Source organism: Bacillus safensis (assembly GCF_039619585.1).
Taxonomy (GTDB): domain Bacteria; phylum Bacillota; class Bacilli; order Bacillales; family Bacillaceae; genus Bacillus; species Bacillus safensis.
The window spans coordinates 2,072,163-2,096,115 of sequence record NZ_CP154909.1 but is presented as its reverse complement, the minus strand read 5'-3'; the positions used below and the strand labels follow the sequence as shown (position 1 = coordinate 2,096,115).

The 23,953-nt window shown below is 41.0% G+C and carries 24 protein-coding genes and 1 riboswitch; of the genes, 22 read left to right on the top strand and 2 right to left on the bottom strand.

The features are described 5' to 3' along the window. Nucleotides 1-17 precede the first annotated feature (17 nt). From AAYR28_RS10620 to AAYR28_RS10565, 12 genes are all read left to right on the top strand, one after another. Nucleotides 18-1,169 (top strand): D-alanyl-D-alanine carboxypeptidase family protein, encoded by a 1,152-nt coding sequence (locus AAYR28_RS10620; protein WP_034280381.1) that lies wholly within the window; start codon nucleotides 18-20, stop codon nucleotides 1,167-1,169. Then, nucleotides 1,157-1,744, top strand: a complete 588-nt coding sequence (locus tag AAYR28_RS10615; protein ID WP_034280382.1) for a nucleoside recognition domain-containing protein — start codon at nucleotides 1,157-1,159, stop codon at nucleotides 1,742-1,744. Before AAYR28_RS10620 ends, AAYR28_RS10615 begins: the two co-directional genes overlap by 13 nt. 4 nt (nucleotides 1,745-1,748) lie before the next feature. After that, on the top strand, nucleotides 1,749-2,285 hold the full coding sequence (locus tag AAYR28_RS10610) for a spore maturation protein (RefSeq protein WP_024422843.1): 537 nt from the start codon (nucleotides 1,749-1,751) through the stop codon (nucleotides 2,283-2,285). Between the two features lie 135 nt (nucleotides 2,286-2,420). Next, nucleotides 2,421-3,155, top strand: a complete 735-nt coding sequence (rluB, locus tag AAYR28_RS10605; protein ID WP_024422842.1) for a 23S rRNA pseudouridine(2605) synthase RluB — start codon at nucleotides 2,421-2,423, stop codon at nucleotides 3,153-3,155. Between the two features lie 90 nt (nucleotides 3,156-3,245). Continuing rightward, complete coding sequence (resA, locus tag AAYR28_RS10600) at nucleotides 3,246-3,776, top strand: thiol-disulfide oxidoreductase ResA (RefSeq protein WP_041085967.1); 531 nt, start codon at nucleotides 3,246-3,248, stop codon at nucleotides 3,774-3,776. A 1-nt stretch (nucleotide 3,777) separates the two neighbouring features. Beyond that, complete coding sequence (gene resB / locus AAYR28_RS10595) at nucleotides 3,778-5,457, top strand: cytochrome c biogenesis protein ResB (protein ID WP_340907755.1); 1,680 nt, start codon at nucleotides 3,778-3,780, stop codon at nucleotides 5,455-5,457. Beyond that, a complete protein-coding gene (gene ccsB / locus AAYR28_RS10590; protein WP_340907753.1) occupies nucleotides 5,441-6,619 on the top strand; it encodes a c-type cytochrome biogenesis protein CcsB in 1,179 nt (392 codons plus the stop codon). Before resB ends, ccsB begins: the two co-directional genes overlap by 17 nt. A gap of 85 nt (nucleotides 6,620-6,704) precedes the next feature. Next, nucleotides 6,705-7,427, top strand: a complete 723-nt coding sequence (locus tag AAYR28_RS10585) for a response regulator transcription factor (RefSeq protein WP_003215596.1) — start codon at nucleotides 6,705-6,707, stop codon at nucleotides 7,425-7,427. Further along, a complete protein-coding gene (locus AAYR28_RS10580) occupies nucleotides 7,424-9,205 on the top strand; it encodes an ATP-binding protein (RefSeq protein ID WP_034280386.1) in 1,782 nt (593 codons plus the stop codon). The genes AAYR28_RS10585 and AAYR28_RS10580 overlap by 4 nt, the downstream gene beginning before the upstream one ends. 203 nt (nucleotides 9,206-9,408) lie before the next feature. Then, the gene (gene sigX / locus AAYR28_RS10575; RefSeq protein WP_024422837.1) at nucleotides 9,409-10,017 is read left to right on the top strand and encodes an RNA polymerase sigma factor SigX; all 609 of its coding nucleotides are present in this window, start codon (nucleotides 9,409-9,411) and stop codon (nucleotides 10,015-10,017) included. After that, nucleotides 9,929-11,035 carry a sigma X negative regulator gene (locus AAYR28_RS10570; protein ID WP_176967022.1) on the top strand — a complete coding sequence of 369 codons (1,107 nt, stop codon included), beginning with the start codon at nucleotides 9,929-9,931 and terminating at the stop codon, nucleotides 11,033-11,035. The genes sigX and AAYR28_RS10570 overlap by 89 nt, the downstream gene beginning before the upstream one ends. A 104-nt stretch (nucleotides 11,036-11,139) precedes the next feature. Then, complete coding sequence (locus AAYR28_RS10565) at nucleotides 11,140-11,787, top strand: M23 family metallopeptidase (RefSeq protein ID WP_075623421.1); 648 nt, start codon at nucleotides 11,140-11,142, stop codon at nucleotides 11,785-11,787. 235 nt (nucleotides 11,788-12,022) lie between these two features. Here the strand turns inward: AAYR28_RS10565 and serA are convergent, their stop codons facing one another. Next, complete coding sequence (gene serA, locus AAYR28_RS10560; protein ID WP_024422834.1) at nucleotides 12,023-13,597, bottom strand: phosphoglycerate dehydrogenase; 1,575 nt, start codon at nucleotides 13,595-13,597, stop codon at nucleotides 12,023-12,025. Between the two features lie 286 nt (nucleotides 13,598-13,883). After that, nucleotides 13,884-14,014: riboswitch (FMN riboswitch) on the top strand. Between the two features lie 144 nt (nucleotides 14,015-14,158). Between serA and AAYR28_RS10555 the strand changes: the two genes are divergently transcribed. After that, nucleotides 14,159-14,740 carry an ECF transporter S component gene (locus AAYR28_RS10555; protein ID WP_034280389.1) on the top strand — a complete coding sequence of 194 codons (582 nt, stop codon included), beginning with the start codon at nucleotides 14,159-14,161 and terminating at the stop codon, nucleotides 14,738-14,740. A 34-nt stretch (nucleotides 14,741-14,774) separates the two neighbouring features. Here the strand turns inward: AAYR28_RS10555 and AAYR28_RS10550 are convergent, their stop codons facing one another. After that, nucleotides 14,775-15,023, bottom strand: a complete 249-nt coding sequence (locus AAYR28_RS10550) for a ferredoxin (protein WP_008361239.1) — start codon at nucleotides 15,021-15,023, stop codon at nucleotides 14,775-14,777. 267 nt (nucleotides 15,024-15,290) lie between these two features. Here AAYR28_RS10550 and AAYR28_RS10545 point away from each other — a divergent pair, with 267 nt between their 5' ends. From AAYR28_RS10545 to AAYR28_RS10505, 9 genes are all read left to right on the top strand, one after another. After that, nucleotides 15,291-16,343 (top strand): helix-turn-helix domain-containing protein, encoded by a 1,053-nt coding sequence (locus AAYR28_RS10545; protein ID WP_034280391.1) that lies wholly within the window; start codon nucleotides 15,291-15,293, stop codon nucleotides 16,341-16,343. Further along, complete coding sequence (locus tag AAYR28_RS10540; RefSeq protein WP_034280393.1) at nucleotides 16,336-17,844, top strand: RecQ family ATP-dependent DNA helicase; 1,509 nt, start codon at nucleotides 16,336-16,338, stop codon at nucleotides 17,842-17,844. Before AAYR28_RS10545 ends, AAYR28_RS10540 begins: the two co-directional genes overlap by 8 nt. Then, on the top strand, nucleotides 17,841-18,482 hold the full coding sequence (locus tag AAYR28_RS10535; RefSeq protein WP_061109300.1) for a CPBP family intramembrane glutamic endopeptidase: 642 nt from the start codon (nucleotides 17,841-17,843) through the stop codon (nucleotides 18,480-18,482). Before AAYR28_RS10540 ends, AAYR28_RS10535 begins: the two co-directional genes overlap by 4 nt. Continuing rightward, nucleotides 18,427-19,212 carry a LysM peptidoglycan-binding domain-containing protein gene (locus AAYR28_RS10530; RefSeq protein ID WP_061109299.1) on the top strand — a complete coding sequence of 262 codons (786 nt, stop codon included), beginning with the start codon at nucleotides 18,427-18,429 and terminating at the stop codon, nucleotides 19,210-19,212. The genes AAYR28_RS10535 and AAYR28_RS10530 overlap by 56 nt, the downstream gene beginning before the upstream one ends. A gap of 64 nt (nucleotides 19,213-19,276) precedes the next feature. Continuing rightward, nucleotides 19,277-19,732, top strand: a complete 456-nt coding sequence (locus AAYR28_RS10525) for a DUF2663 family protein (protein WP_070326536.1) — start codon at nucleotides 19,277-19,279, stop codon at nucleotides 19,730-19,732. 87 nt (nucleotides 19,733-19,819) lie between these two features. Next, nucleotides 19,820-20,608 (top strand): metallophosphoesterase, encoded by a 789-nt coding sequence (locus tag AAYR28_RS10520; RefSeq protein ID WP_120208149.1) that lies wholly within the window; start codon nucleotides 19,820-19,822, stop codon nucleotides 20,606-20,608. A 165-nt stretch (nucleotides 20,609-20,773) separates the two neighbouring features. Beyond that, nucleotides 20,774-21,352 carry a genetic competence negative regulator gene (locus AAYR28_RS10515; protein WP_024428080.1) on the top strand — a complete coding sequence of 193 codons (579 nt, stop codon included), beginning with the start codon at nucleotides 20,774-20,776 and terminating at the stop codon, nucleotides 21,350-21,352. 196 nt (nucleotides 21,353-21,548) lie between these two features. Beyond that, nucleotides 21,549-22,823 (top strand): Glu/Leu/Phe/Val family dehydrogenase, encoded by a 1,275-nt coding sequence (locus AAYR28_RS10510; RefSeq protein WP_007500982.1) that lies wholly within the window; start codon nucleotides 21,549-21,551, stop codon nucleotides 22,821-22,823. Nucleotides 22,824-22,947: 124 nt separating this feature from the next. Further along, on the top strand, nucleotides 22,948-23,919 hold the full coding sequence (locus tag AAYR28_RS10505; RefSeq protein ID WP_034280402.1) for a YpdA family putative bacillithiol disulfide reductase: 972 nt from the start codon (nucleotides 22,948-22,950) through the stop codon (nucleotides 23,917-23,919). The last annotated feature ends 34 nt before the right edge of the window (nucleotides 23,920-23,953 follow it).

Here is a 23,953-nt window from a genome sequence, read left to right as displayed (position 1 = left end):
CAAGGACGTGAATGAACATGCCCTATTTAAAAATTGGAACAGCAGTCCTTCTTCTATTTACACTCTTACTGCCTTTTTCTTCACATGCCAAAGCAGACATTTCATTATCAGTGAGTGCAAGAAGCGCCATTTTAATAGATGGACAGTCAGGCAGAGTCCTATTTGGAAAGGACGAGCACGAAAAAAGAAGAATCGCCAGTATTACAAAAATCATGACGGCTGTATTAGCCATTGAATCAGGAAAAATGAAAGATACCGTTAAAGTATCAAAACGTGCGATTGGGGCAGAGGGGTCATCCATTTATTTAAAGGAAGGGCAGAAGGTGAGCTTAGAAGATTTGACATACGGGCTCATGCTGCGTTCTGGAAATGATGCAGCTGTTGCCATTGCAGAGCATGTTGGCGGCAGCTTAGAAGGCTTTATTTTTATGATGAATCAAAAGGCGGCTGAACTAGGAATGGAGAATACGAATTTTCAAAATCCGCACGGACTCGATGATCATAAAAATCATTATTCATCAGCCTATGACATGGCGATCCTAACAAAATACGCAATGAAGCATAAACAATATCAAAAAATTGCCGGTACAACTTTCTATAAAGCGAAGACAATGGAAGGCTATTGGAAAAATAAAAACAAGCTGCTCACCGGTTTATACGAATATTCCACTGGAGGGAAAACAGGATATACAAAGCTTGCAAAACGAACACTTGTCTCCACCGCTGCAAAAGGTGATGCCGAGCTGATCGCTGTGACCATTAATGCGCCGGACGACTGGAAGGATCATATCTCTATGTTTGAATATGCATTTGATCACTATAAAACGTATGTGCTTGCTGAAAAAGGAAGGCTTGCTTCGTTAAAAGGGACCTTTTACGAAAAAAAAGCGTTTATCAAGCGTGATGTGGACTATTTTTTAAATGAAGATGAAAAAAAACTTGTGAAAATTGAAACGGAAATGCTCGCTCCAAAAAAGAAATGGAAAAAAAACGCCGAAACCATCCCAGATGTTGTCGGAAAAATGACGATTTTATTAGATGGACAGGTGATCGAGCAATTACCGATTTTTTATGAAAATAAACGAAACCGCATGCCTCAAAAAAGTTTCCAAGAAATGTTTAAGTCTGTCTTTCAGACATCTATAGGCGGATCTTCATGGTCAATCTAATTTGGGTATTTCTCACTGTCATCGGTCTTGTCTATGCGATGTTTAATGGAACGATGCAGGAAGTGAACGAGGCTGTATTTAAAGGCTCAAAAGAAGCGGTTACTATTTCAATTGGTTTAATTAGTGTCCTCGTTTTTTGGCTCGGGCTTATGAAGATTGCCGAAGAGGCAGGGCTGTTAAATTTCTTTAGTAAATTGTGCCGGCCCTTTATTTCAAAGCTATTCCCGGATATTCCGCCTAATCATCCTGCAATGGGGTATATTTTGTCCAATCTCATGGCGAATTTCTTTGGTCTCGGGAATGCCGCTACACCGCTTGGAATTAAGGCGATGGAGCAGATGAAATCATTAAACGGCGGGAAAAATGAAGCAAGCCGTTCTATGATTACATTTCTAGCGGTCAACACATCCTCTATCACACTTGTGCCAACAACCGTCATTGCAATAAGAATGACCTATGGGGCAGATCAGCCAACAGACATTGTAGGGCCAACCATTTTAGCAACACTCATTTCAGGAATCGGTGCAATTATCATCGATCGTTATTTCCACTATCGCAGAAGCAGGCGGGGGTGATCTTGTGGCATTTATTAACTGGCTGTCACTTGCTTTGATACCACTGATCATCGCAGGAATTTTGATTGCTGGAACCATTAAAAAGGTACCAACCTATGAAACATTTGTGGAGGGAGGAAAAGAGGGCATTCAAATTGCCTTTTCAATCATTCCCTATTTAGTCGGTATGCTTGTAGCCATTACGATATTCCGTGCGTCAGGTGCGCTTGATTTTGTTATGGGACTATTAAAACCAGTCTTTACAGCGATTGGTTTCCCGCCAGAAGTGGTGCCGCTTGCGTTTATTCGTCCGATATCAGGAACGGCTGCACTTGGAATGACATCAGACTTGATAGCGACATATGGTCCAGATTCTTTTATTGGCCAGCTTGCAGCTGTCATGCAAGGGTCAACAGACACCACCCTTTACATTTTAACGGTCTATTTTGGAGCAGTTGGGATTAAAAAAATGGGAGATGCGCTGAAAGTAGGTTTGTTAGCAGATCTCATTGGTGTCATTGCATCTGTCATTATCGTCAGTTTGTTATTTAGCGGCGCCTAATCAGGCGCTTTTTTGTATTTCATGGATGGAAAATCGCTTTTTAGCTGAAATTAGACAGACGAAACGCTTATTTTTCCACGAATGCTTGTTTGTTTTAAGTCAAGCAAGTAAGATAGTACATGAGGTGAAAGACAAATGGAACGTTTACAGAAAGTAATTGCACATGCCGGCGTCGCTTCAAGACGAAAGGCTGAAGAATTAATTAAAGAAGGACGAGTTACCGTTAATGGTCAAACAGTGACAGAGCTCGGAGTGAAGGTGGGCTCTTCAGATAAAATTGAAGTCAATGGATTAAAGCTTGAAAGAGAAGAACCGGTTTACTTTATGCTTTATAAACCGCGCGGCGTCATTTCGGCTGCCGAGGATGATAAAGGACGCAAGGTCGTCACAGATTTCTTTGATGATGTCCCGCAGCGTCTTTATCCAATCGGCCGGTTAGATTATGATACGAGCGGTTTGATTTTGATTACAAATGATGGGGAATTTGCCCATAAGCTCATGCACCCGAAATACGAAATTGATAAAACGTATGCAGCGAAGCTAAAAGGCATTCCTTCAAAGGAACTGCTTAGAAAGCTAGAAAAAGGGATCATGTTAGATCATAAAAAAACAGCACCTGCTCGTGCGAAAATGCTTTCTATTGATAAACGAAAGCAAACTTGTATTGTTCAATTAACCATTCACGAAGGCAGAAACAGACAGGTGCGCCGCATGTTTGAAGCGATTGGACATGATGTGTTAAAGCTAAAAAGGGAGCAATATTCGTTCCTTCATATTGAAGGTATGAGACCAGGAGACCGCAGAGAATTGTCTCCGCATGAAGTAAAGCGCCTGAGAGCAATTGCCGATCATGGGAAAAGCGCTTTTTAATTTTCACATAAACTTCAAAAAATGAAGAAGCATCAAAAGAAGGAGAATGCTATAATTTACCTGAATGTCTATGGGGAAGGGGTACTTCAGATGAAAAAAAGACGGTTTTTCATACGGACGGGCATTCTCCTCGTGATGCTTGCGGCACTATGTTATACAATGTATAACTCAGTATTTGCCAAACAGGATCGAGTCAAAGAAGGATCTATTGCGCCAAACTTTGTCCTTCAATCTGTCGATGGGGATCGGATTGAGTTAAAGGACTTAAAAGGCAAAGGTGTCTTTCTTAATTTTTGGGGTACATGGTGTGGACCGTGTAAACAAGAATTTCCTTATATGGCGAATCAATATGAAGTGTTCAAGGATCGCGGTGTGGAAATTGTTGCAGTCAATGTTGCGGAATCCAAGATTGCCGTGAAAAATTTTATGGAATCCTATGGCGTGAATTTTCCTGTTGCCATGGACAAAGATCGTCAAGTGACAGAGGCATATGATATTACGCCGCTGCCAACCACATTTTTAATCAATCCTGAAGGCAAGGTAATCAAAGTCATAAAGGGAACGATGACAGAACGTAATGTCTATGAATATATGAATTTGATTAAACCAAAGGGGTCATAGAATGAAAGAGGTAAAGTGCGAGTGTGGACATATTAATCCAATCGGTACTGTTCTATGTGAATCATGCGGGAATCCCATTGCGGCTAAAGAGAAAAACTCTTCAAAGCTGCTTGATATGAGATATGACGGCAGTGCAAGACGCTCGCAAACATACAACAAAACGATTGTTGATAAAGTATGGAACTTTTTTTCTTCCGTTAAAGTGGGTGTGTGGCTGATTGTCATTACACTGCTCGCTTCTTCGCTTGGAACGATTTTTCCGCAGGAGCGATTTATTCCGCCAGGTGCATCTGCTTCCACGTATTATGAAGAGCAATATGGATCGTTTGGCAAGCTGTATTACACACTTGGATTCCATGATCTTTATAATTCTTGGTGGTTTTTAGCTCTTGTCGCATCAATCGGAATCTCCCTTGTCATTTGCAGTCTCGACCGCGTTATTCCTCTTTATCGAGCACTCAAAAACCAAGGGGTTATCAAAAAAGAAGGCTTTATGAGAAGACAGCGTCTGTTTAGCGAGACAGACAAAACATTATATCAGCATACATATGAAGGCATCATAAGAGCAATGAAACAAAAGCGTTACCGCGTGCGAGAAGAAAATGGGCATATTTTAGCCGAAAAAGGACGTTTTTCACGCTGGGGACCTTACGTCAATCACATTGGACTAATCATCTTTCTCATTGGAGCGATGCTCCGGTTTGTCCCGGGCATGTACGTGGATGAAACGCTTTGGGTCAGAGAAGGGGAAACTGCACCAATTCCAGGTACGGATGGTCAATACTTCTTGAAAAATAATGCGTTTTCAATTGATCGCTATGAAACTGGAAATGAAAAAGAAGTGTTTGAGAATGCCATTGAAAAAGCTGGCGATGGTCAAGTGGTGAAAAGCTATAAAACGGATGCCATTTTATACAAACGTGAAGGAGAAGTTGTATTTGGTGAAAAGCCCAAGCTGAAGCAGGTAACAGAACACGATATCAAAGTAAATGAACCGCTCAAGTTTGACAATTTCTCATTATATCAAGTGGATTTTAAACAAAATGAACTCGATCAAATGGTCTTTCAGCTGATTCGTAAAGATACAGAAAAATCTTTCGGTACAGTGAAGATTAATCTGCTGGAGCCTAAGTCAGAATATGATCTTGGTAGCGGTTACAAAGTCAAGGTGATGAGCTATCTGCCTGATTTTTATTTTGACGATGATGGAACGCCAAGTACGAAAACAAGGAATCCGAATAATCCTGCTTTCGTGTTTGAAATGATTTCTCCTGAAAAACCTAAAGGTGAAAAAAGCTTTGTCGCCATTCAAGAGACAGTAGAGGGTTCTGATAACAATCTATATAAAATGAAGTTTGATCGGGTCGAAACGAAAAACGTCACAGGGTTAACAGTGAGAAAGGATTTAACACTTGGCGTGCTCATAGTAGGCGGAATCATCTTCATGATCGGTGTCGTGCAGGGGATGTATTGGCAGCATAGAAGAATCTGGCTGTCGGCAAAGGATGGAAAAGTATTGGTGGCAGGACATACAAACAAAAACTGGTTCGGCTTAAAGTCCGATCTTGGTGTGTTACTGCACGGCAGTGGCATCAAACAGCCAGTTGATCAAAAAGAACTGCCTGATACAACAAGTATCAGCAAAAGCAAGGGGGAAGGATTAGATGGCGGCAGTCAGTGAAAATCTGTTATTTGCAGCTTTTCTATTTTATTTAGCGGCAGTTCCTTTTTTTGGTGGTGCCATTAAGGGAAAAAAGAAAGAAGAAGGACCGCACAGAAATAAGGCGGCACTCATTGGCATTACGCTTACCATCATCGGTTTTTTGAGCCAGTTGGGCTATTTTATTTCAAGATGGATCGCATCTGGTCATGCACCTGTCAGTAATTTGTTTGAGTTCACAACGGCTTTTGGCATGATGCTGGTGCTTGCATTCATCACTTTATATTTTGTGTATCAAGTGTCTGTACTTGGTTTATTTACACTTCCAATCGCTTTATTGATTATTGCCTATGCAAGTATGTTCCCATCAGATATTTCACCGCTGATTCCTTCACTTCAAAGTAATTGGCTTTATATTCACGTGACAACAGCAGCACTTGGCCAAGCCATTTTAGCCATCAGCTTTGTGGCAGGTGTCATCTTTCTACTAAAGCATGTGGATCAAACAAAGCCAGGGAAGAAGACGTTTGGTTTAGAGCTTGTCATGTTTATGATTGTGGTCACACTTGCATTTATCGCTGTTACGTCTATCTTTAGAATGACAGGATATGAAGCAACATTTAATTGGATTGATAAAAATAAAGAAAAAAGTGAGATGGTCTATGAGCTCCCAGCTCTTGTCGGACCTCATAAAGGGGAGCTTGTGACGGAAGATCGTTTGGAACCGTTTGTTGAGCTGCCGCCTGTTTTTTCAGGTAGAAAGGTCAATACAGTGTTATGGTCATTTGGCGTAGGGCTGATTATATACGGACTCATTCGATTGATCATTCGCAAACGACTGAGCGCACTGCTTCAACCGTTAGTGAAACAGGTGAACCTAGATTTAGTCGATGAAATTGGGTATAGGGCTGTTTCGATTGGTTTCCCTGTATTTGCGTTAGGCGGGCTGATCTTTGCCATGATCTGGGCGCAAATTGCATGGACTAGGTTTTGGGGCTGGGACCCGAAGGAAGTATGGGCATTGATTACGTTTCTCTTTTATGCTGCCTATCTTCATCTTCGCTTGTCGCGAGGCTGGCATGGTGAAAAGTCCGCATGGCTTGCTGTGATCGGCTTCGCCATTATTATGTTTAATCTCATCTTTGTTAACCTTGTCATTGCGGGGCTTCATTCTTACGCATAATCACAAGGAAAAGCCAACTTTTATGATTCAATTCGGCTTTTTGTTAAAATGAATGTAACAACGGAGAAAGCAGGAGGACTGTCTAATGGAACACACAACTCAAACGAAAATATTAGTCGTAGATGATGAGGCAAGAATTCGCCGCCTTTTAAAAATGTATTTAGAACGTGAAAATTATGAAATCGATGAAGCGGAAAATGGAGATGAAGCGATTCAAAAAGGGCTTCAAACCGATTACGACCTCATTTTGCTCGATTTAATGATGCCTGGTACAGATGGAATCGAAGTGTGTAATCAAATTCGAGATAAAAAAGCGACTCCAATCATTATGCTGACGGCAAAAGGAGAAGAAGCCAACCGTGTTCAAGGATTTGAGGCAGGAACGGATGACTACATCGTCAAACCTTTCAGCCCGCGTGAAGTGGTTTTACGCGTAAAGGCATTGCTCAGAAGATCGTCTCAAACGTCTTATTTGAATACTGGGACAACAACAAAGGATGTTCTTGTGTTTTCTCATCTTTCTATTGACCATGATGCACATAGAGTGACGGCTGATGGCAAAGAAGTCAGCCTCACGCCGAAGGAATATGAGCTTTTATATTTCCTTGCAAAAACACCAGATAAGGTCTATGACAGAGAAAAGCTGCTAAAAGAAGTATGGCAATATGAATTCTTTGGAGACTTACGAACAGTTGATACTCATGTCAAACGACTTCGTGAAAAACTGAATAAAGTGTCACCAGAAGCAGCGAAAAAAATCGTAACTGTATGGGGTGTCGGGTACAAATTTGAGGTCGGCGCTGAATGAAACTGTGGAAAAGTGTTGTAGGAAAGCTATGGTTAACCATTCTTTTCCTCGTCCTGATCGTTTTATCTATTTTAACTGTGCTTCTTTTAGAGTTCATTGAGAATTATCATGTAGAAGAAGCAAAATCTGATTTAACACAAATGGCAAACAAAGTAGCGGTCATTTTAGAAAGCCATGAGGATCAATCGCTTGCGAGGTCGATTACATCAGAACTTGCTGACAAATTGACGAGTATTGCGATCATCCAAGAGGACGGGCTAGAGTGGTATTCGTCTGAAAAAGACGGGAAGCTTCCTGCGATTACAAAGAAACAAATTGAAGCGGACAACGATTTAAATCAAGCACTGAAAGATCGTAAAAAAATCAGTAAACGTGCAGAACCTGATGCAGGCAATCGAAAAGATGAACGGATTGTAGTCGGTGTTCCATACGAGGCGAACGGAAAAAAAGGCATGGTCTTTCTTTCTCAATCACTCCTCGCTGTAGAACAAACAACGAAACATACGACACGCTACATCTTTTTAGCCGCCGGCATTGCGATTGTACTGACCACTATATTCGCTTTCTTCTTGTCAACACGTGTCACCTACCCTCTCAGAAAGATGAGAGAGGGTGCACAAGATTTGGCGAAAGGGAAATTTGATACAAAGATTCCTATTTTAACGCAAGATGAAATTGGAGAACTGGCAATCGCCTTTAATCAAATGGGGAAGCAGCTTAAATTCCATATCACAGCCCTAAATCAAGAAAAAGAACATTTATCTAATATTTTAAGCAGTATGGCTGATGGCGTCATCACCATCAATATTGATGGAACGATTTTGATGACAAATCCTCCCGCAGAACGATTTTTGCAGGCATGGTATTACGAGCAAAATATGAAGATCAAGGATGGAGATGAACTGCCGCCAGAAGCGCGCGAGCTATTTCATACAGCTGTCAGCACAGAAAAAGAGCAAATGATCGAAGTTACACTGCAAGGTCGTACCTGGGTTCTTCTCATGTCTCCGCTGTATAATCAGCAGGATGTCAGGGGAGCAGTTGCAGTCCTTCGTGATATGACGGAGGAACGAAGACTTGATAAACTGAGAAAAGACTTCATTGCCAATGTCAGTCATGAACTTCGTACACCAATTGCCATGCTGCAAGGGTACAGTGAGGCAATTGTAGATGATATTGCGGGATCAGAAGAGGAAAAGAAAGAGATTGCGCAAATTATCTATGATGAATCACTTCGAATGGGACGTCTTGTGAATGACCTTCTAGATCTAGCGAGAATGGAAGCAGGTCATATTACACTGAATCTTGAATCAACAGATACGGAAGAGCTGACAGAGAAGATCTACCGTAAGTTTCTCGGGATTGCGAAAGAAAAACAAATCGACCTTACGTATGATATTCAAGTGGATGAACCGCACTTTGTATTCGATCCAGATAAGATTGAGCAAGTGTTTACGAATCTCATTGATAATGCTATTCGTCATACACCAGAGGGCGGCGAGGTTCACTTCTCGGTTCAATCGGTGGAAAACGGACTGAAAATGGATGTAAAAGATTCGGGGAGCGGAATTCCGGAAGAGGATCTGCCCTTTATTTTCGAACGCTTTTATAAAGCCGATAAAGCAAGGACGAGAGGGCGTTCTGGTACTGGACTTGGCCTTGCGATTGTGAAGAACATCATCGAGGCGCATCAAGGCTCTATACATGCTCACAGCAAAGCGGGGGCAGGTACACACTTCACATTCTATATTCCGAGAAAAAAGCAGGAACTCGTCTAATCTTGACGAAGAATCTTGTTACATGAGAAACACTTCTTTTCGTAAAGAAAATGAAGTGTTTTTTCTATTTTAAAATTTTTAAGGAGAAGTTAAACAAAAAGCCCTTTCCAAACTGTCGAACTTGTAATATATTTGTCATAAAGTTGTAATGTAACGTTTTATAAGAGTCACTCGACAAAAATAAGTGAACGGAGGGGTTTCCTATGCATGAAACCTTTCAAAAAATATATGATTCGTACCATCAAGATTTGTACCAGTTTTTATTTTATATGGTTAAAGATAAAAATCAGGCAGAGGATCTCGTACAGGAGGTTTACATTCGGGTACTTCACTCATATAAAACTTTTGAAGGAAGAAGCAGCGAGAAAACATGGCTGTTTTCAATTGCAAGGCATGTGGCGATTGACTGGTTTCGCAAGCAGCAAACCATTAGACAACGGGTACTCGGCACGTTTGATTGGGATAAGCAGGATGTAAAAGACCCAGACTTGCTCCCAGACGAACTGGCTGTACAGGATGAAAATACTAAAGAAATTTATGCCGCGCTTGATCACTGCACGATTGATCAAAGAGCTGTCATCATTTTAAGGTTTATCCAGGGCTACTCAATCATGGAGACGGCAAAGGCGCTAAAGTTCTCGGAAAGCAAAGTCAAAACAACGCAGCACCGAGGCCTGAAAGTGCTCCGAAAACATATGGAGCTTTTGAAGGAGGAGCTAGTGAATGAAAACGAACAGGTCCGATTGGAGCGAAGAACGAATCAAGGTGTTACTAAGTCAGCTTCCAAAGGTGGAGGACAACCGTTCATCTAAGCAGATATACCAGCAGGTGCTGATGGCAAGCGGGAAGAAAAAGAAAAGTGTCAAATGGATCGGTCCAGCGGTGGCAACCGTTGTGGTTTTATTTATGGCGTTTTTAATTTCTCCTCATTTATTTCAGCCGGCTGCTCAAGAACAGCATAAACAGATGAAAATGGAATCAAGTGCTGACAAAGGACAGGCAAATGCCACATTAGAGCCGGTCAAACAGGCAAATGGTACCACACACGTTGTTTCTCATGAAGACAAGCAAAAGTATATGACGGTTGCATACATAGATGAATCAACATCTCAAGTGGTTCCCATTAGTATTGAAAAAGAGAATGAACATGACCATTTGCAGGAAATGATGAACACATATGAACAGGTGCAGCTGCCTGAAATGACAAAGCCACTTCAATCTTATCTTGAGATGGTGGACCTTCGTGAAAATGGGAATACACTTGTTTTTCAGTTAAAAAATGATTTGTCCCTTGATACGATAAAGGAAGCCAATCGATTTAAAGATATGGTAAAAGAAACGCTCAAATGGAGCAGGTATAAACAGGTGGAGGTCAGGTCAGTTAAAGGTTCTCATCTTCAATTAGGGACTAGCAGCTTTGGCACGATATCAATTGATAAACAAACGAAGAAAGCTTATTACGTGTTAGAAAATAAGAGCGGGACTTTTTTGGTGCCCTCCAAAACACATTATTCTTCTTATGAAGAAGCTGTAGAGGCCATGAAACGCACGAGTGATTCTGGACTTGAACCATTAATTAAAGAAGAACCCATTAAAGAAGTGACATCAAAAGGTAAGCATGTAACCATCACGTTTGGAGCATCAGCACAATTATCGGACTCAATTGATCATACTCTACTCATTGAAGGTCTGCTGCTCACAGCGAAAGATTTTGGTTTTACAGATGTCACCATTCAATATGAAGGAACAGATCAAGTAGGACCATATGAATTAAATGAACCAATAGAGGTTCCGGCCCTGCCGAATCCAGTTGTCATCAAAGATCGTTAAAGGACGCAAGCATTTCATTGCGTTCTTTTTTGATGTATAGAAAAGGGTCTTCTTGCTGTATACTAAGCTGTCATGAAAAGAACCTCAAAAAAGGGGAGTCACTGATGAAAAGGTATTGCTTCATAGGTGCCAGCTGTTTTTTGCTCTTGATCTTAGCGCCATTTGCACATGCGCAGAAGACAAACGAATGGGTGGAACCAGTGAAAGGAGAAGTCACTGACTTGTTTGGGACAAGGGGCGGCTCGCATAAGGGATTAGATATAGCTGCGCCAGAAGGAGAATCCATTTTTGCTGCAAGTGAAGGTGTGGTCACCCGTTCGTATGTATCGGCTACATATGGAGAAGTTGTATTTATTCAGCATCCAAATGGATACGAAACCGTCTACGCTCATTTACACGAGCGTTTTGTGAAAAAGGGTGACCATGTACAAGCGGGACAGCCGATTGGCATAATTGGCAACACAGGAGCCTCCAGAGGCACTCATTTGCATTTTGAAGTACATCGTGGCAATTGGTCAGTCAGCAAAAAGGATGCGGTAGATCCGCTCAAAATGATTGCTGTGGAACGTTTCCAAGAGCCGGCTCTTCATGTAAATGGACATGAAAAAAATACATATGTCATTAAACAAGGGGATACCCTTTGGTCGATAGCAAAGGCGCATGAAATGACTGTAGAACAATTGAAAAAGATTAATGAGCTGACCACTCACCTCATTCGAACAGGAGACCGTTTAATGGTTTCAACTAAATAAACCTCATGCTTTTGCATGAGGTCAGCGTGTAGACAAACCCTCGCATTCGTTGTCAGGGCTGCGTGCCGGTGCTCACGAATGTCAAATTCGCTCCGCAAAGATAAGCCGCCCTTCCTAGGGCTGCAAAGGTTTTCAATCACGCTGAAAAGAAGACAAAGAGCTAAAATGAAAATCATTTTAGCTCTTTGTCGACAATCTAAAACCTCATGCAAAGCATGAGGTTTATCACTGTTTTTTATAGATCAATCAGGCGGACAGAAAGAATATCCTGCACTTCAGTTAATTTTTTCACAATTTCGTCCTCTAGATGCTTGTCGAAAGAAAGCATCATAATGGCTTCGCCGCCTTTTTCTTTACGTCCCACCTGCATTGTGGCGATGTTGACATCATGGTCGCCTAAAATCTGTCCAACCTTTCCAATCACACCAGGTGCATCTGTATGCTGGATATAGACAAGGTGTCCATCTGGATAAAAATCAATATTAAAACCATTAATAGAAACAACGCGCTCCCCTAGATGCGGGATGTAAGTCGCTTTTAGAGTAAAGGTTGAAAGATCACCTTTGACTTCAATAGAAATACTGTTTTCGTAACCAGATTCGCTGGAAGAAATTTTTTCACTAAAGCTAATGCCTCGTTCTTTTGCGACCATTCCAGCATTTACTTCATTCACAGTCGAATCAACACGCTCTTTTAAAAAGCCTGACAGAAGACTCTTTGTGATAAAGGATGTTTCGAGTTTTGAAATAGAGCCTTCATAAGAAATGCCTACTTCTTTTACAGGTTCTCTCATTGATTGAGAGACAAGACGTCCAAGTTTTCCTGCAAATTGATGATAAGGCTGAATCTTTTTGAACTCGTCTTTTGTCATCGCTGGTAGATTAATAGATGACATGACAGGAAGACCTTTTGCAAATTGAAGGACTTCTTCAGATACTTGCGCCGCTACATTTAATTGTGCTTCTTTTGTAGAGGCACCAAGATGCGGAGTTGCAATGACATGTGGATGATCCACAAGCGGATTATCAGTTGGCGGTTCTACCTCGAATACATCGAGTGCAGCTCCTGCGACATGGCCGCTTTCAAGTGCCTCAAGAAGGTCAGCCTCGTCAATAATGCCGCCGCGCGCACAGTTTACAAGGCGAACACCTTTTTTCGTTTTTGCAATCGTTTCTTTATTGAGAAGTCCTCTTGTTTCTTTTGTTAATGGCGTATGTACAGTAATAATATCTGATACTTCGAGTACTTCATCAAGTGATTTCGCATTGACGCCAATTTTTTCTGCACGTTCCTTTGTGAGAAATGGGTCAAACACGTTGACTGTCATGCCAAATGCTCTTGCACGCTGCGCGATTTCACTTCCGATTCTGCCTAAGCCGACAATCCCAAGAGATTTTCCGTAAAGCTCAGCACCAACATATGCACCTCTGTTCCATTCTTTTGATTTGACAGAAATGTTGGCTTGCGGAATATGACGCATAAGTGATGAAATCATAGCGAACGTATGCTCAGCTGTCGAGATCGTATTACCGTTTGGTGCATTGATCACAATGACGCCGTGTTTGGTCGCTTCATCAATGTCAATATTGTCTACTCCCACACCGGCACGGCCGACAATTTTTAATGAAGTCATTTTTTCATAAAGCTCTTTCGTTACTTTCGTGGCACTTCTGACAAGTAAGGCATCAAACGTGTGTAATTCATCTTCTGCTTCTGCTACATTTTTTTGGACAATTTCAACAAAATCTGATTCTAAAAGTGGTAGAAGACCATCATTGCTCATCTTATCTGAGACTAATACTCGAAACATCGTAAGATTTCCTCCTAAAATAAACGTCATAAATATCTGATAATTTACCATATTCCTTTTCACTGTGTCAATCAAATTAAAGCAGTAAAGTGAAAAAGAAAACACGAACATTTCTTTGTGTCTTTATAAAGAATGAACACCTTTAAACAAAAGATAACCAATTTTTGCGCATTTGTCATTATAATTTTTGTGTTTTTTACGATTTCTTAAAACTGATGAATTTGCTCAGATTTTTATCTGTACAAATGCTCATATATCATATATAATGATGTCGAATTGAATAATGATCAATCTTCGGGGCAGGGTGTAATTCCCTACCGGCGGTGATGAGCATAGTCTCTAAGCCCGCGAGCCTTTTTGGCAGGATTCGGTGTGATTCCGAAGCCGACAGTATAGTCTGGATGGGAGAAGATGGAGGTTCATAAACGTTGAAAACATTGATGTTCACACGTTTATTTGTCTAGCCCAATTTCCCCGCTCCTGTTTTCAAGGGCGGTTTTTTTGTGGCTAAAATGGAACAATCCTCTTTTCGAAAGATTTGATCGAAAAGGAGAGAGAATATTGAATCAAAGTAAAGTAAAGCGTTTAGTTGTTACCAGTATGCTCAGCAGTATTTCGTTTGTGTTAATTTTATTGGATTTTCCTTTCCCGGGTCTTCCAGCGTATTTGAAAATTGATTTTAGTGATATCCCGGCAATTATTGCGATTTTAATTTATGGACCGGGTGCAGGGATTGCTGTTGAGGCATTAAAAAATGTACTGCATTATCTCATTCAAGGCAGTATGTCCGGCGTTCCAGTTGGGCAAGTTGCGAACTTCATTGCAGGCACACTATTTATCTTGCCAGTCGCCTTTATGTTTAAAAAAATCAAATCAGCAAAAGGGATGGCATGGTCTATGATCACGGGTACATTGCTTATGACTGTGATGATGAGTATTTTAAATTACTTCTTATTCCTGCCAGCTTACACATGGTTCTTAAACGCGCCAGAACTATCCGATCATGCGCTCAAGACGACCATTACAGCAGGGATCTTACCATTTAACTTTATTAAAGGCATCATCATTACCATCGTGTTTAGTCTCATTTTTGTGAAAATGCGTCCATGGTTTGAAAATAAACGACGACTTCAAAATAGTTAATATAAAAAAAGCCCCTGCATAAGGGGCTTTTATACTATTCATGCTTAAGCGGGTCACCATCGAAAGATTCGTCCGCAACTTTGATTGAATCTGTTGGACATCCTTCAAATGCATCAAGCATATCTTCTTCAAGCACTTCTGGAACTTCTACAGTCCCTTGGTTGTCATCAAGCGTAACAAATGCAATGCCTTCATCATCATAATCATAAATGTCTGGAGCAGCTGCACCGCATGCGCCGCAAGCAATACATGTGTCTTTGTCTACAATTGTATATTTTGCCATGTTAAAAAAATACCTCCCAGATTGTTCGATGGAACAAATGGTCTAACCTTTTTAGTTTCACCGATAAAAAACAATTTCCTCAAACCTTATTGTAATGATTTTAATTTCACATTTCAACTGTAAAGTGATTGAGAATGCTTATCACATAAGGGTTTGTTCATAACTTTCCCCCACAAATTGAGTTTAAACATTTCTTCTTCTATGAAATCTGTTAAAATAAAGGGAGAAAATATTCGAATTTTGTCAGGAAGACAGGTGCTTTGGCGAATGACTCTTCATTACTTGGATGTCATGTTAATGGACAGCGTACATAAATTGAACGGCGAACGCTCCATAAGTGCTGTCTACCATCTTTTTAAAGGAAAGAAATCATCACAAACCATACAGGATGCCAGTTTGTTTCAGCTTTCAAAGTACTTCGGCTGTTACCCGGGGTTTACGAGGGATCAGCTGAATCGCTCTGCTATAAAGCTTGACGAAAAGCACTACATCGTAAAAACAGGGGAGACATTCACTGTTACAAATGCAGGACAGCGTATGCTAAACCAGTATTTTTCAGAAAAACCGATGCCCGCTTATTTTCACGGTGCCAAATATCATGATAAAGCAAAGGTGCTATGGATGAGACTCTCTTTACTTGTACAAGTGCTGTCTCACCATCTGGCTGGATCGCATCAATATGTTCCAATACAAAGAGATGTATCTGTACAAAGCTGGACGAAATCCTTCTTAAAACAGCATCACGAGAAGAATAAGCTTTCGGAAGAGCTGCATCATGAACTAGACAAGCTCCTTTCCCGTATAAGTGATCAAGAGGCGCTGATTTTTGTTTACTCATTGACGTCAAATGAAAGAATTGGGCGTACGTATCAGCAAATGGCAGAGTGGCTAAAAGAAGATGTGTGGTATGTGTACCTGCTTTTTTGGAATGTCCTCCATTATTTTATTCATGCTGCCCAAAAAGGTGAAGCGCAGGTCATGCAGCAGCTCGTAGGTGACCTTGAATTCAAACGCGTGCTAACAACCTCTACCCATAAAACGCTCGAGCTTGTGCAAAAAGGCTATGATATTGATCAGATTGCTCACATTCGTTCATTAAAAAAGGCAACGATCGAAGACCATATTGTCGAGCTGTCCATACATGAACCGAGCTTCTCAATAGAGCCGTATGTGAGCGAAGAAGAGCAGCAGGCCATTCATGCAGTAGCCAGGGAGCTTCAAACAAATAAAATGAAGCTGATTAAAGAAAAACTCGAACATCCATTTACTTATTTTCAAATAAGATTGGCTCTGACAAGGATGGTGAAAGCAAATGGATAAGCTTCATCAGACGCTCATGCGATATTTTGGTTACGACTCATTTAAAGCAGGTCAAGAGGACATTATTCAAAGTGTACTGAATCAGAAAGATACGGTTGCCATGCTGCCTACTGGCGGAGGGAAGTCCATCTGCTATCAAATTCCCGGCTATATGACTGAAGGATTAGTTCTCATTATTTCGCCGCTGTTATCGCTTATGGAGGACCAAGTCGAACGAATGAAAATGCGCGGAGAAAAACGAGTGGCGGCACTGAACAGCACATTATCTTTTCAGGAGAGACGGCATATCATTCGGCATTTGCCATCATATAAATTTTTATTCGTCGCGCCTGAGGCATTAATGTCAGAGGTGCTGCTAGAACAGCTCAAATCGATGCATATTGGTCTGTTCGTCGTCGATGAAGCCCATTGTATATCCGAATGGGGGCATGATTTCCGTCCGGAATATTCCAAGCTGGGAGAATGGAGAGAAGCATTAGGTCATCCTGTTGCCTTAGCACTGACGGCAACAGCAACGAAACAAACACTTAAAGATACCGTGCAAACGTTAAGATTGCAGCATCCAGACTTTCATATCCATTCTGTCAACCGGCCAAACATCGCATTAGTCAAAGAAGCGCACGAAACGAAAGAAGCAAAAGAGAAACGGGCCATTGAGCTTGTGGAATTCCTGCAAGGCCCTGGCCTGATTTATTGCCCGACCCGGCAAATGACAGAAGATATGGCGCTCATAATGAAACAAAAAACCCATCAGCGTGTAGAGTATTACCATGGCGGAATGGATGCAGGAGACCGCATGCTTATTCAGCAGCAATTTATCAGCGGACAGCTTGATCTTATTTGTTGTACAAGTGCTTTTGGAATGGGAATTGATAAAGCAGATATACGATTTGTTATTCATATGAGCCCGCCTCAGTCAATTGAAGCATTTATGCAGGAAATTGGAAGAGCAGGACGGGACGGGAAAAATAGTGTGAGCATTCTTTTATATACAGAAGAGGACGCGGATATTCAACAGCATTTAATACAAGCAGAAGGCTTTGATGATCCAGAAATTGATTTCTTCTTAGTTAGACTCACACAAATGCAGACAAATGATGAAAAGAAATTACGTGAACAATTGATGGAATCAGGGCTTCAGGAGACACGTGCAAGAATGCTGATCCATTATTACAGGATGTATCAATCTGACGAGCCTCGTGTGCTCCTGATGAAACTGAAAGAGAAATTGCAGGAAAGACAAACTGAAAAACTGAGAAAAGTGTGGCAATTTAAGGAGCGGATCACAGATCATAGCTGCTTTAGACAATCTCTGTTATCATACTTTTACGAACAGCTTGATCAAACGGAGAGCGCATCCTCTGGCAGCTGCTGCTCTTCTTGCGGACTTGACCTGTCTGATTATGAAAAAAAAGATCAACCATTGGAGCTGAATGAAATGAAACACTGGAAGACCGTGCTGGATCGTATGTTTCATCTGACAAAAGAGGCGCAGCATTGATTGAACAACATCGCCGAATCATCGAAAAATTAACCGATCGACAAGTTGTAGAACAGCTGTATTTCACGCAGCTGTTGATGCTGATCATTTCTTTTTTACTAGGTATATTTATGTTCGATCATTGGACAGATTTTACATCCCTTTGGGAGATCCAAGATGCGCGGATACTGACTTATGGAATTGGCGGCGCTGCGGTTGTGATCATTGTGGATGCGATTGTTATGAAGGTGTTTCCTGCTCATATGTATGATGATGGCGGATTAAATGAAAAAATGTTCAAAAACCGCAGCATCCCGCATATTGTTTGGTTAACACTGCTCATCGCCTTTTCAGAGGAAATTCTATTCCGAGGGATCGTCCAGCAGCAATTTGGATTGGAGATTGCCAGTATTGTGTTTGCGCTCCTTCACTTTCGCTACTTATCAAAAATACTCTTGTTTATCCTTGTGGTTTCAATTAGTATTTTTTTAGGACTTTTATACGAGTGGACTGGGAATTTATTTGTTCCTGTCATGACCCATTTTGTCATTGACTTAGTCTTTGCTTGTCAAATTCGTTTGAAATATAGGGGGAGGGATGAACATGGAAGAAATGTCGAGAATGAAGAGAAAGAAGGAGCAGCTGACAAACATCCATGACGATGATGCAGAGAAAATTTTTGAAGAAGAAGTACAGCCTTCAGATGACTCTCACTTTCCTACACGAGAAGATTTTCATGAATATAAAAAGCAGCGCACGAAAAAGGTGCGTAATCCATTGTTTACAACACTTGCTATTATCTTTCCTATTATCGTCGTCACAGTGTTCTTTCTTTTGATCTACTACACATCAAAGGAAATCAACCATAATAATAATCAAGATGTATATAATATTGATTCTACATCAAGTGCTGACACAGACCCAGTCCCGTCAGCACTTGTCGAAACGAAAAATGACTCAAGCGTTGATAAAGCGGATGCGTCTGATGATGAGAAGCAAAAGAAAGAGAAAGAAAAACAGCGGTCGAAAGAAAAAGCTGAACAGCAGAAAAAAGAAAAAGCTGCTAAAGAGAAAGAAGAGCGTGAACAAGCAGCGAAAGAAAAAGAACGCGCGAGAGCCGAAGCTGCCAAAAAGCGTGAACAGCAGCAGCTAGCCTTGCAAAAGCAACAGGAAGAGAAAAAACGAAAAGAGGCCGAAGAGAAAAAGAAGCAGGAAGAAAAACCAGTTCGTGTCGTGCAGCACACCGTTGGTCCAGAGGAAAACCTGTATCGAATTTCAATGAAGTATTACAAAAACCGTTCGGGTGAAGAGAAAATTAGAGCCTATAATCATTTGAAAGGTAACAGCGTGTATAGTGGTCAAGTGCTGAATATTCCACTAGAAAACTAATCACCTGACATGAATGAAGAAGCACGCACATACATATGTAGAAAAAAGGGACAGGGTGTATGTGATGACATTGCACGCAATCAGCCGATATATGGATCAGCCGACACGGAAAATGATGGAAACATTGATCAAAAGAAAGCATAAATATGAGGGCTTTGCCAAGCAGTGCAAAAGATGGCAATGGACAGCCCTTCTATCGCTGGCCATTCTTTTGTTTTATTTTGTGATCACGGCAAATGCGGGAGGCGGCTCGCTTCAGCCGGAAGCCATGATTGCAACACTGCTTGGTCATGAAGTTTTTCTGTTTTGGATCATGGCTGAAGTCTTTGCTTTTTACGCCTCTTATTACTACAAGAAAAAAGAAGAAAAGGCTGAGGATGAATATCATCGGCTTCGATGTGAAATTATACAAAAAAGCACAGATTTATGGCCGCAATCAAATCAGTGGAAAGAGCGCGAGACGGTTTTTCACTATATGCAGAAGCAATACGACATTAATCTCTATTATGAAAGTAAATAAATGAGAAAAAAAGACGTTTAACAGTTGAAACGTCTTTTTTCATTCAAGCGTCTTATGAAAGAAAGATATGTAAGGGAGCCATTTGTGATGAAATATGCCATCGGATTTACTGCCGCCATTGCGGCTGTTACAACAGGTGTGTGTGTAACGGCAAAAATGGTGAAAACGGCAAAACAAAACAACATCAAAAAGCATTACTTTACAATAGAAGCACTTCAATCAGACCGGCCTGCTGTCATTTTCTTTATTTCTGATACACACAGACGTCTCATCAGTGACACTTTATTAGCAGAAATCAGACAGGAAGAGCCAGATGTGATTATGATTGGCGGAGATTTAGCAGAAAAAGGTGTACCCTATGCAAGGATTGAAGAAAATGTGAAACGTTTATCAAGAATTGCGCCGGTTTATTTTGTCTGGGGAAATAATGATCATGAGCTGCACCAGCAAAGGTTTAAAGAAATTCTTCATGCATACGATGTCACGACTTTGCAAAATGAAACGGCTGTATGGAATTTCGAAGGGCAGCGAATCAAAATTGGAGGAATTGATGATATTCGGCTTGAAAAAGCAGATTATGAAGCGATACGGCCTGATTTTGTGAAAGATGATGTCAATATTCTCTTATCACACAATCCAGATGTACATCATTTGATGAGTGAAGAAGAAGGAATCGATCTTGTCCTGAGCGGTCATACGCATGGGGGACAGATTCGAATTGGGAAATTTGGACCGTATGAAAAAGGAAGAACAGGCCAGGTCAAAGGTGCGTTCTTTCTCATTAGTAATGGCTACGGAACAACAAAAATTCCCTTGCGTCTCGGAGCAGAACCAGAAACCCATCTGATCTATTTAATGCCTCTAAAAACGCGTTAACTTGCGGCACCCTCAATATTTTCCATAAAAGTCACCGTAAGCGTAGCTTCGTGCTTGTCTTCCGTCATGACACAGTGTAAACTGAATACAAAATTAAGAACCTATGACTCATCATCTCATATACTACAGTATGATGTGTGTTTAGAAGAGGCAGGAGGGAACGTTATGCGACTGGAGCGTCTGAATTATAATAAAATCAAAATTTTTCTCACACTAGATGACCTGACAGACCGAGGTCTTACGAAAGAAGACCTTTGGAAAGATTCGTTCAAAGTCCATCAGCTGTTTAAAGACATGATGAACGAAGCGAATCAGGAGCTCGGTTTTGAAGCGAATGGACCGATTGCTGTTGAAGTATTTTCTCTTCAGGCGCAGGGGATGGTCGTCATTGTCACAAAGAGTCAGCAGGAAGATGCTGATGATGAGTTTGATGAAGATTACATTGAGATGCAAGTCAAGCTCGACGAGAGTAAGCATGTGCTCTATCAATTTGCCTCGTTTGAAGATGTGATTCAACTGTCCCATAGTTTAAGTCGTATTGGACTTTTAGGGGGTACAGTTTACCATTATGAAGGTCAATATTACCTCAGCCTGGATGATGTTGGAGAATTATCTGCTGATACAGTCATTTCGATTTTAGCAGAGTTTGGTTCACCTACGACACTCACCATTCACCGGCTAAAAGAATATGGAAAAGTGATCATGCAAGAAGATGCTGTGAAAACGATTCAAATGTATTTTTAATCACTTTTTTCTATTATATTTAATACTGTTGTGATGAAACAACAGTATTTTTTTATATCCTTTTTTATATTTATAAACGCTGATATTTTATTTTGATAAAAAACGCTTTTTACCTTTGCTTTACCAGTACGAAGGTGTATACTATTGCTTGAAAGGGAGCAGTAGATCATGAAAGATTTCTAGGGGGTTTATTTTAATGGCAGCCGATCAAAACGCCGCTCATAACGCAGAAGATAAGCTAGATGTTTTAAAGTCAACTCAAACCGTCATACATAAAGCGCTAGACAAATTAGGGTATCCGCAGGAAGTGTATGAATTGCTGAAGGAGCCAATTCGTCTATTAACGGTCAAAATTCCAGTACGTATGGATGATGGATCGGTGAAAATTTTCACTGGTTACCGCGCACAGCACAATGATGCTGTCGGTCCAACAAAAGGCGGAATCCGTTTCCACCCGAACGTTACGGAAAAAGAAGTAAAAGCGCTTTCAATTTGGATGAGTTTAAAATGTGGAATTGTGGATCTTCCTTATGGCGGAGGAAAAGGCGGTATTATCTGTGATCCAAGAGAAATGTCATTCAGAGAGCTTGAAAAACTAAGCCGCGGCTATGTTCGCGCCATCAGTCAAATCGTTGGACCAACAAAAGATGTTCCAGCACCAGACGTGTTTACGAACTCTCAAATTATGGCATGGATGATGGATGAATATTCTAGAATTGATGAATTTAACTCGCCAGGATTTATTACAGGAAAACCAATTGTTCTTGGAGGATCACACGGACGTGATACGGCAACAGCAAAAGGTGTGACGATCTGCATCAAAGAAGCGGCGAAGAAAAAAGGAATTGACATTAACGGGGCTCGTGTTGTCGTACAGGGATTCGGAAATGCAGGAAGCTACTTAGCTAAATTCATGTATGATGCTGGAGCAAAAATCGTAGGAATTTCAGATGCGTACGGCGGATTATACGATGAAGATGGTCTAGACATTGACTACTTGCTTGACCGACGTGACAGCTTTGGAACCGTCACTAAACTATTTAACGATACAATTACAAACCAAGAGCTGCTTGAGCTGGATTGTGATATCTTAGTACCTGCAGCCATTGAAAACCAAATCACAGAAGATAATGCGGCAAACATTAAAGCCAAAATTGTCGTAGAAGCAGCAAATGGCCCAACGACACTGGAAGGAACCAAAATTCTTTCAGATCGTGGTGTACTGCTTGTTCCAGACGTACTTGCGAGTGCGGGTGGTGTAACTGTTTCTTACTTTGAATGGGTTCAGAATAACCAAGGATTCTACTGGACAGAAGAAGAAGTTGAAACTCGTTTAGAAGATATGATGGTGAAATCATTTAATAATATTTATGAAATGGCGCAAAACCGCCGAATTGATATGCGTCTTGCTGCATATATGGTCGGTGTACGTAAAATGGCTGAAGCTTCTCGATTCAGAGGCTGGATTTAAGCGGCTGATTTGCATCGCGCCTTAAAATCTCCTATCCTTAAATAGGAGATTTTTTTATGGAATGGAACAAAGAATCAAACAGCCCAGCAATTGTTATTGCAGTGAAATGACAGGAGTGGAACAAATGAAACAAGAAAAAGCGATCATAATAGGAGGCGGCCCATGCGGGTTATCAGCTGCCATTGCATTCAAGCAAATTGGGATTGATGCACTTGTGATTGAAAAGGGGAATGTCGTGAACAGTATTTATCATTACCCAACACATCAAACCTTTTTTAGTACAAGTGAAAAGCTTGAAATCGGTGATGTTGCTTTTATTACTGAAAACCGTAAGCCCGTTCGTATTCAGGCGCTTTCCTATTACCGAGAGGTCGTCAGACGAAAAAAACTGCGTGTGCATGCTTTTGAAAAAGTAAACGCCGTGACGAAACAAGATGGCCGTTTTACGGTGAATACATCAAAAGACGACTATGCATGTGATTACGTCGTCATTGCGACTGGCTACTATGATCATCCAAACTATATGAACGTCAAAGGAGAAGACCTTCCCCACGTATATCACTATTTTAAAGAAGGACATCCATATTTTGATAAAGATGTGACGGTGATCGGCGGGAAGAACTCCAGTGTTGATGCTGCGTTAGAACTTGTGAAATGCGGAAGCAGAGTCACTGTGCTGTATAGAGGAACTGAATATTCATCCAGCATCAAGCCTTGGATTTTACCAGAGTTTGAAGCGCTTGTCCGTAATGGAACGATTCGAATGGAGTTTGGTGCGCAGGTGAAAGAAATCACAGAAGAAGATGTGATCTTCACAAACCAGCAAAATCAAACGGATCGAGTGAAAAGTGACTATGTATTTGCCATGACTGGCTATCACCCAGATCATTCTTTCTTAGAAAAAATGGGTGTCACGATTGACCAAGAATCAGGCCGTCCAGCATTTGATGAAGAGACGATGGAAACGAATGTTGAAGGCATTTTCATTGCAGGAGTCATTGCAGCTGGAAATAATGCCAATGAAATTTTTATTGAAAATGGAAGATTTCATGGCGGACTCATTGCAGAAGAAATCAAAAAAAGAATTAACGGATAAAAAAAGAACTGAATCCTTCAAAGGGGTTCGGTTC

What these genes read in the sequence shown, in the direction of transcription:
- ccsB (WP_340907753.1), top strand. Translation starts at nt 5,441, where the DNA reads ATGGCGGCAGTCAGTGAAAATCTGTTATTTGCAGCTTTTCTATTTTAT.
- sigX (WP_024422837.1), top strand. Translation starts at nt 9,409, where the DNA reads ATGCATGAAACCTTTCAAAAAATATATGATTCGTACCATCAAGATTTG.
- serA (WP_024422834.1), bottom strand. Translation starts at nt 13,597, where the DNA reads ATGTTTCGAGTATTAGTCTCAGATAAGATGAGCAATGATGGTCTTCTA.
- AAYR28_RS10565 (WP_075623421.1), top strand. Translation starts at nt 11,140, where the DNA reads ATGAAAAGGTATTGCTTCATAGGTGCCAGCTGTTTTTTGCTCTTGATC.
- rluB (WP_024422842.1), top strand. Translation starts at nt 2,421, where the DNA reads ATGGAACGTTTACAGAAAGTAATTGCACATGCCGGCGTCGCTTCAAGA.
- AAYR28_RS10620 (WP_034280381.1), top strand. Translation starts at nt 18, where the DNA reads ATGCCCTATTTAAAAATTGGAACAGCAGTCCTTCTTCTATTTACACTC.
- resA (WP_041085967.1), top strand. Translation starts at nt 3,246, where the DNA reads ATGAAAAAAAGACGGTTTTTCATACGGACGGGCATTCTCCTCGTGATG.
- AAYR28_RS10550 (WP_008361239.1), bottom strand. Translation starts at nt 15,023, where the DNA reads ATGGCAAAATATACAATTGTAGACAAAGACACATGTATTGCTTGCGGC.
- AAYR28_RS10520 (WP_120208149.1), top strand. Translation starts at nt 19,820, where the DNA reads ATGAAATATGCCATCGGATTTACTGCCGCCATTGCGGCTGTTACAACA.
- AAYR28_RS10545 (WP_034280391.1), top strand. Translation starts at nt 15,291, where the DNA reads ATGACTCTTCATTACTTGGATGTCATGTTAATGGACAGCGTACATAAA.
- AAYR28_RS10615 (WP_034280382.1), top strand. Translation starts at nt 1,157, where the DNA reads ATGGTCAATCTAATTTGGGTATTTCTCACTGTCATCGGTCTTGTCTAT.
- AAYR28_RS10525 (WP_070326536.1), top strand. Translation starts at nt 19,277, where the DNA reads ATGACATTGCACGCAATCAGCCGATATATGGATCAGCCGACACGGAAA.
- AAYR28_RS10530 (WP_061109299.1), top strand. Translation starts at nt 18,427, where the DNA reads ATGGAAGAAATGTCGAGAATGAAGAGAAAGAAGGAGCAGCTGACAAAC.
- AAYR28_RS10515 (WP_024428080.1), top strand. Translation starts at nt 20,774, where the DNA reads ATGCGACTGGAGCGTCTGAATTATAATAAAATCAAAATTTTTCTCACA.
- AAYR28_RS10580 (WP_034280386.1), top strand. Translation starts at nt 7,424, where the DNA reads ATGAAACTGTGGAAAAGTGTTGTAGGAAAGCTATGGTTAACCATTCTT.
- AAYR28_RS10510 (WP_007500982.1), top strand. Translation starts at nt 21,549, where the DNA reads ATGGCAGCCGATCAAAACGCCGCTCATAACGCAGAAGATAAGCTAGAT.
- AAYR28_RS10570 (WP_176967022.1), top strand. Translation starts at nt 9,929, where the DNA reads ATGAAAACGAACAGGTCCGATTGGAGCGAAGAACGAATCAAGGTGTTA.
- resB (WP_340907755.1), top strand. Translation starts at nt 3,778, where the DNA reads ATGAAAGAGGTAAAGTGCGAGTGTGGACATATTAATCCAATCGGTACT.
- AAYR28_RS10540 (WP_034280393.1), top strand. Translation starts at nt 16,336, where the DNA reads ATGGATAAGCTTCATCAGACGCTCATGCGATATTTTGGTTACGACTCA.
- AAYR28_RS10585 (WP_003215596.1), top strand. Translation starts at nt 6,705, where the DNA reads ATGGAACACACAACTCAAACGAAAATATTAGTCGTAGATGATGAGGCA.
- AAYR28_RS10505 (WP_034280402.1), top strand. Translation starts at nt 22,948, where the DNA reads ATGAAACAAGAAAAAGCGATCATAATAGGAGGCGGCCCATGCGGGTTA.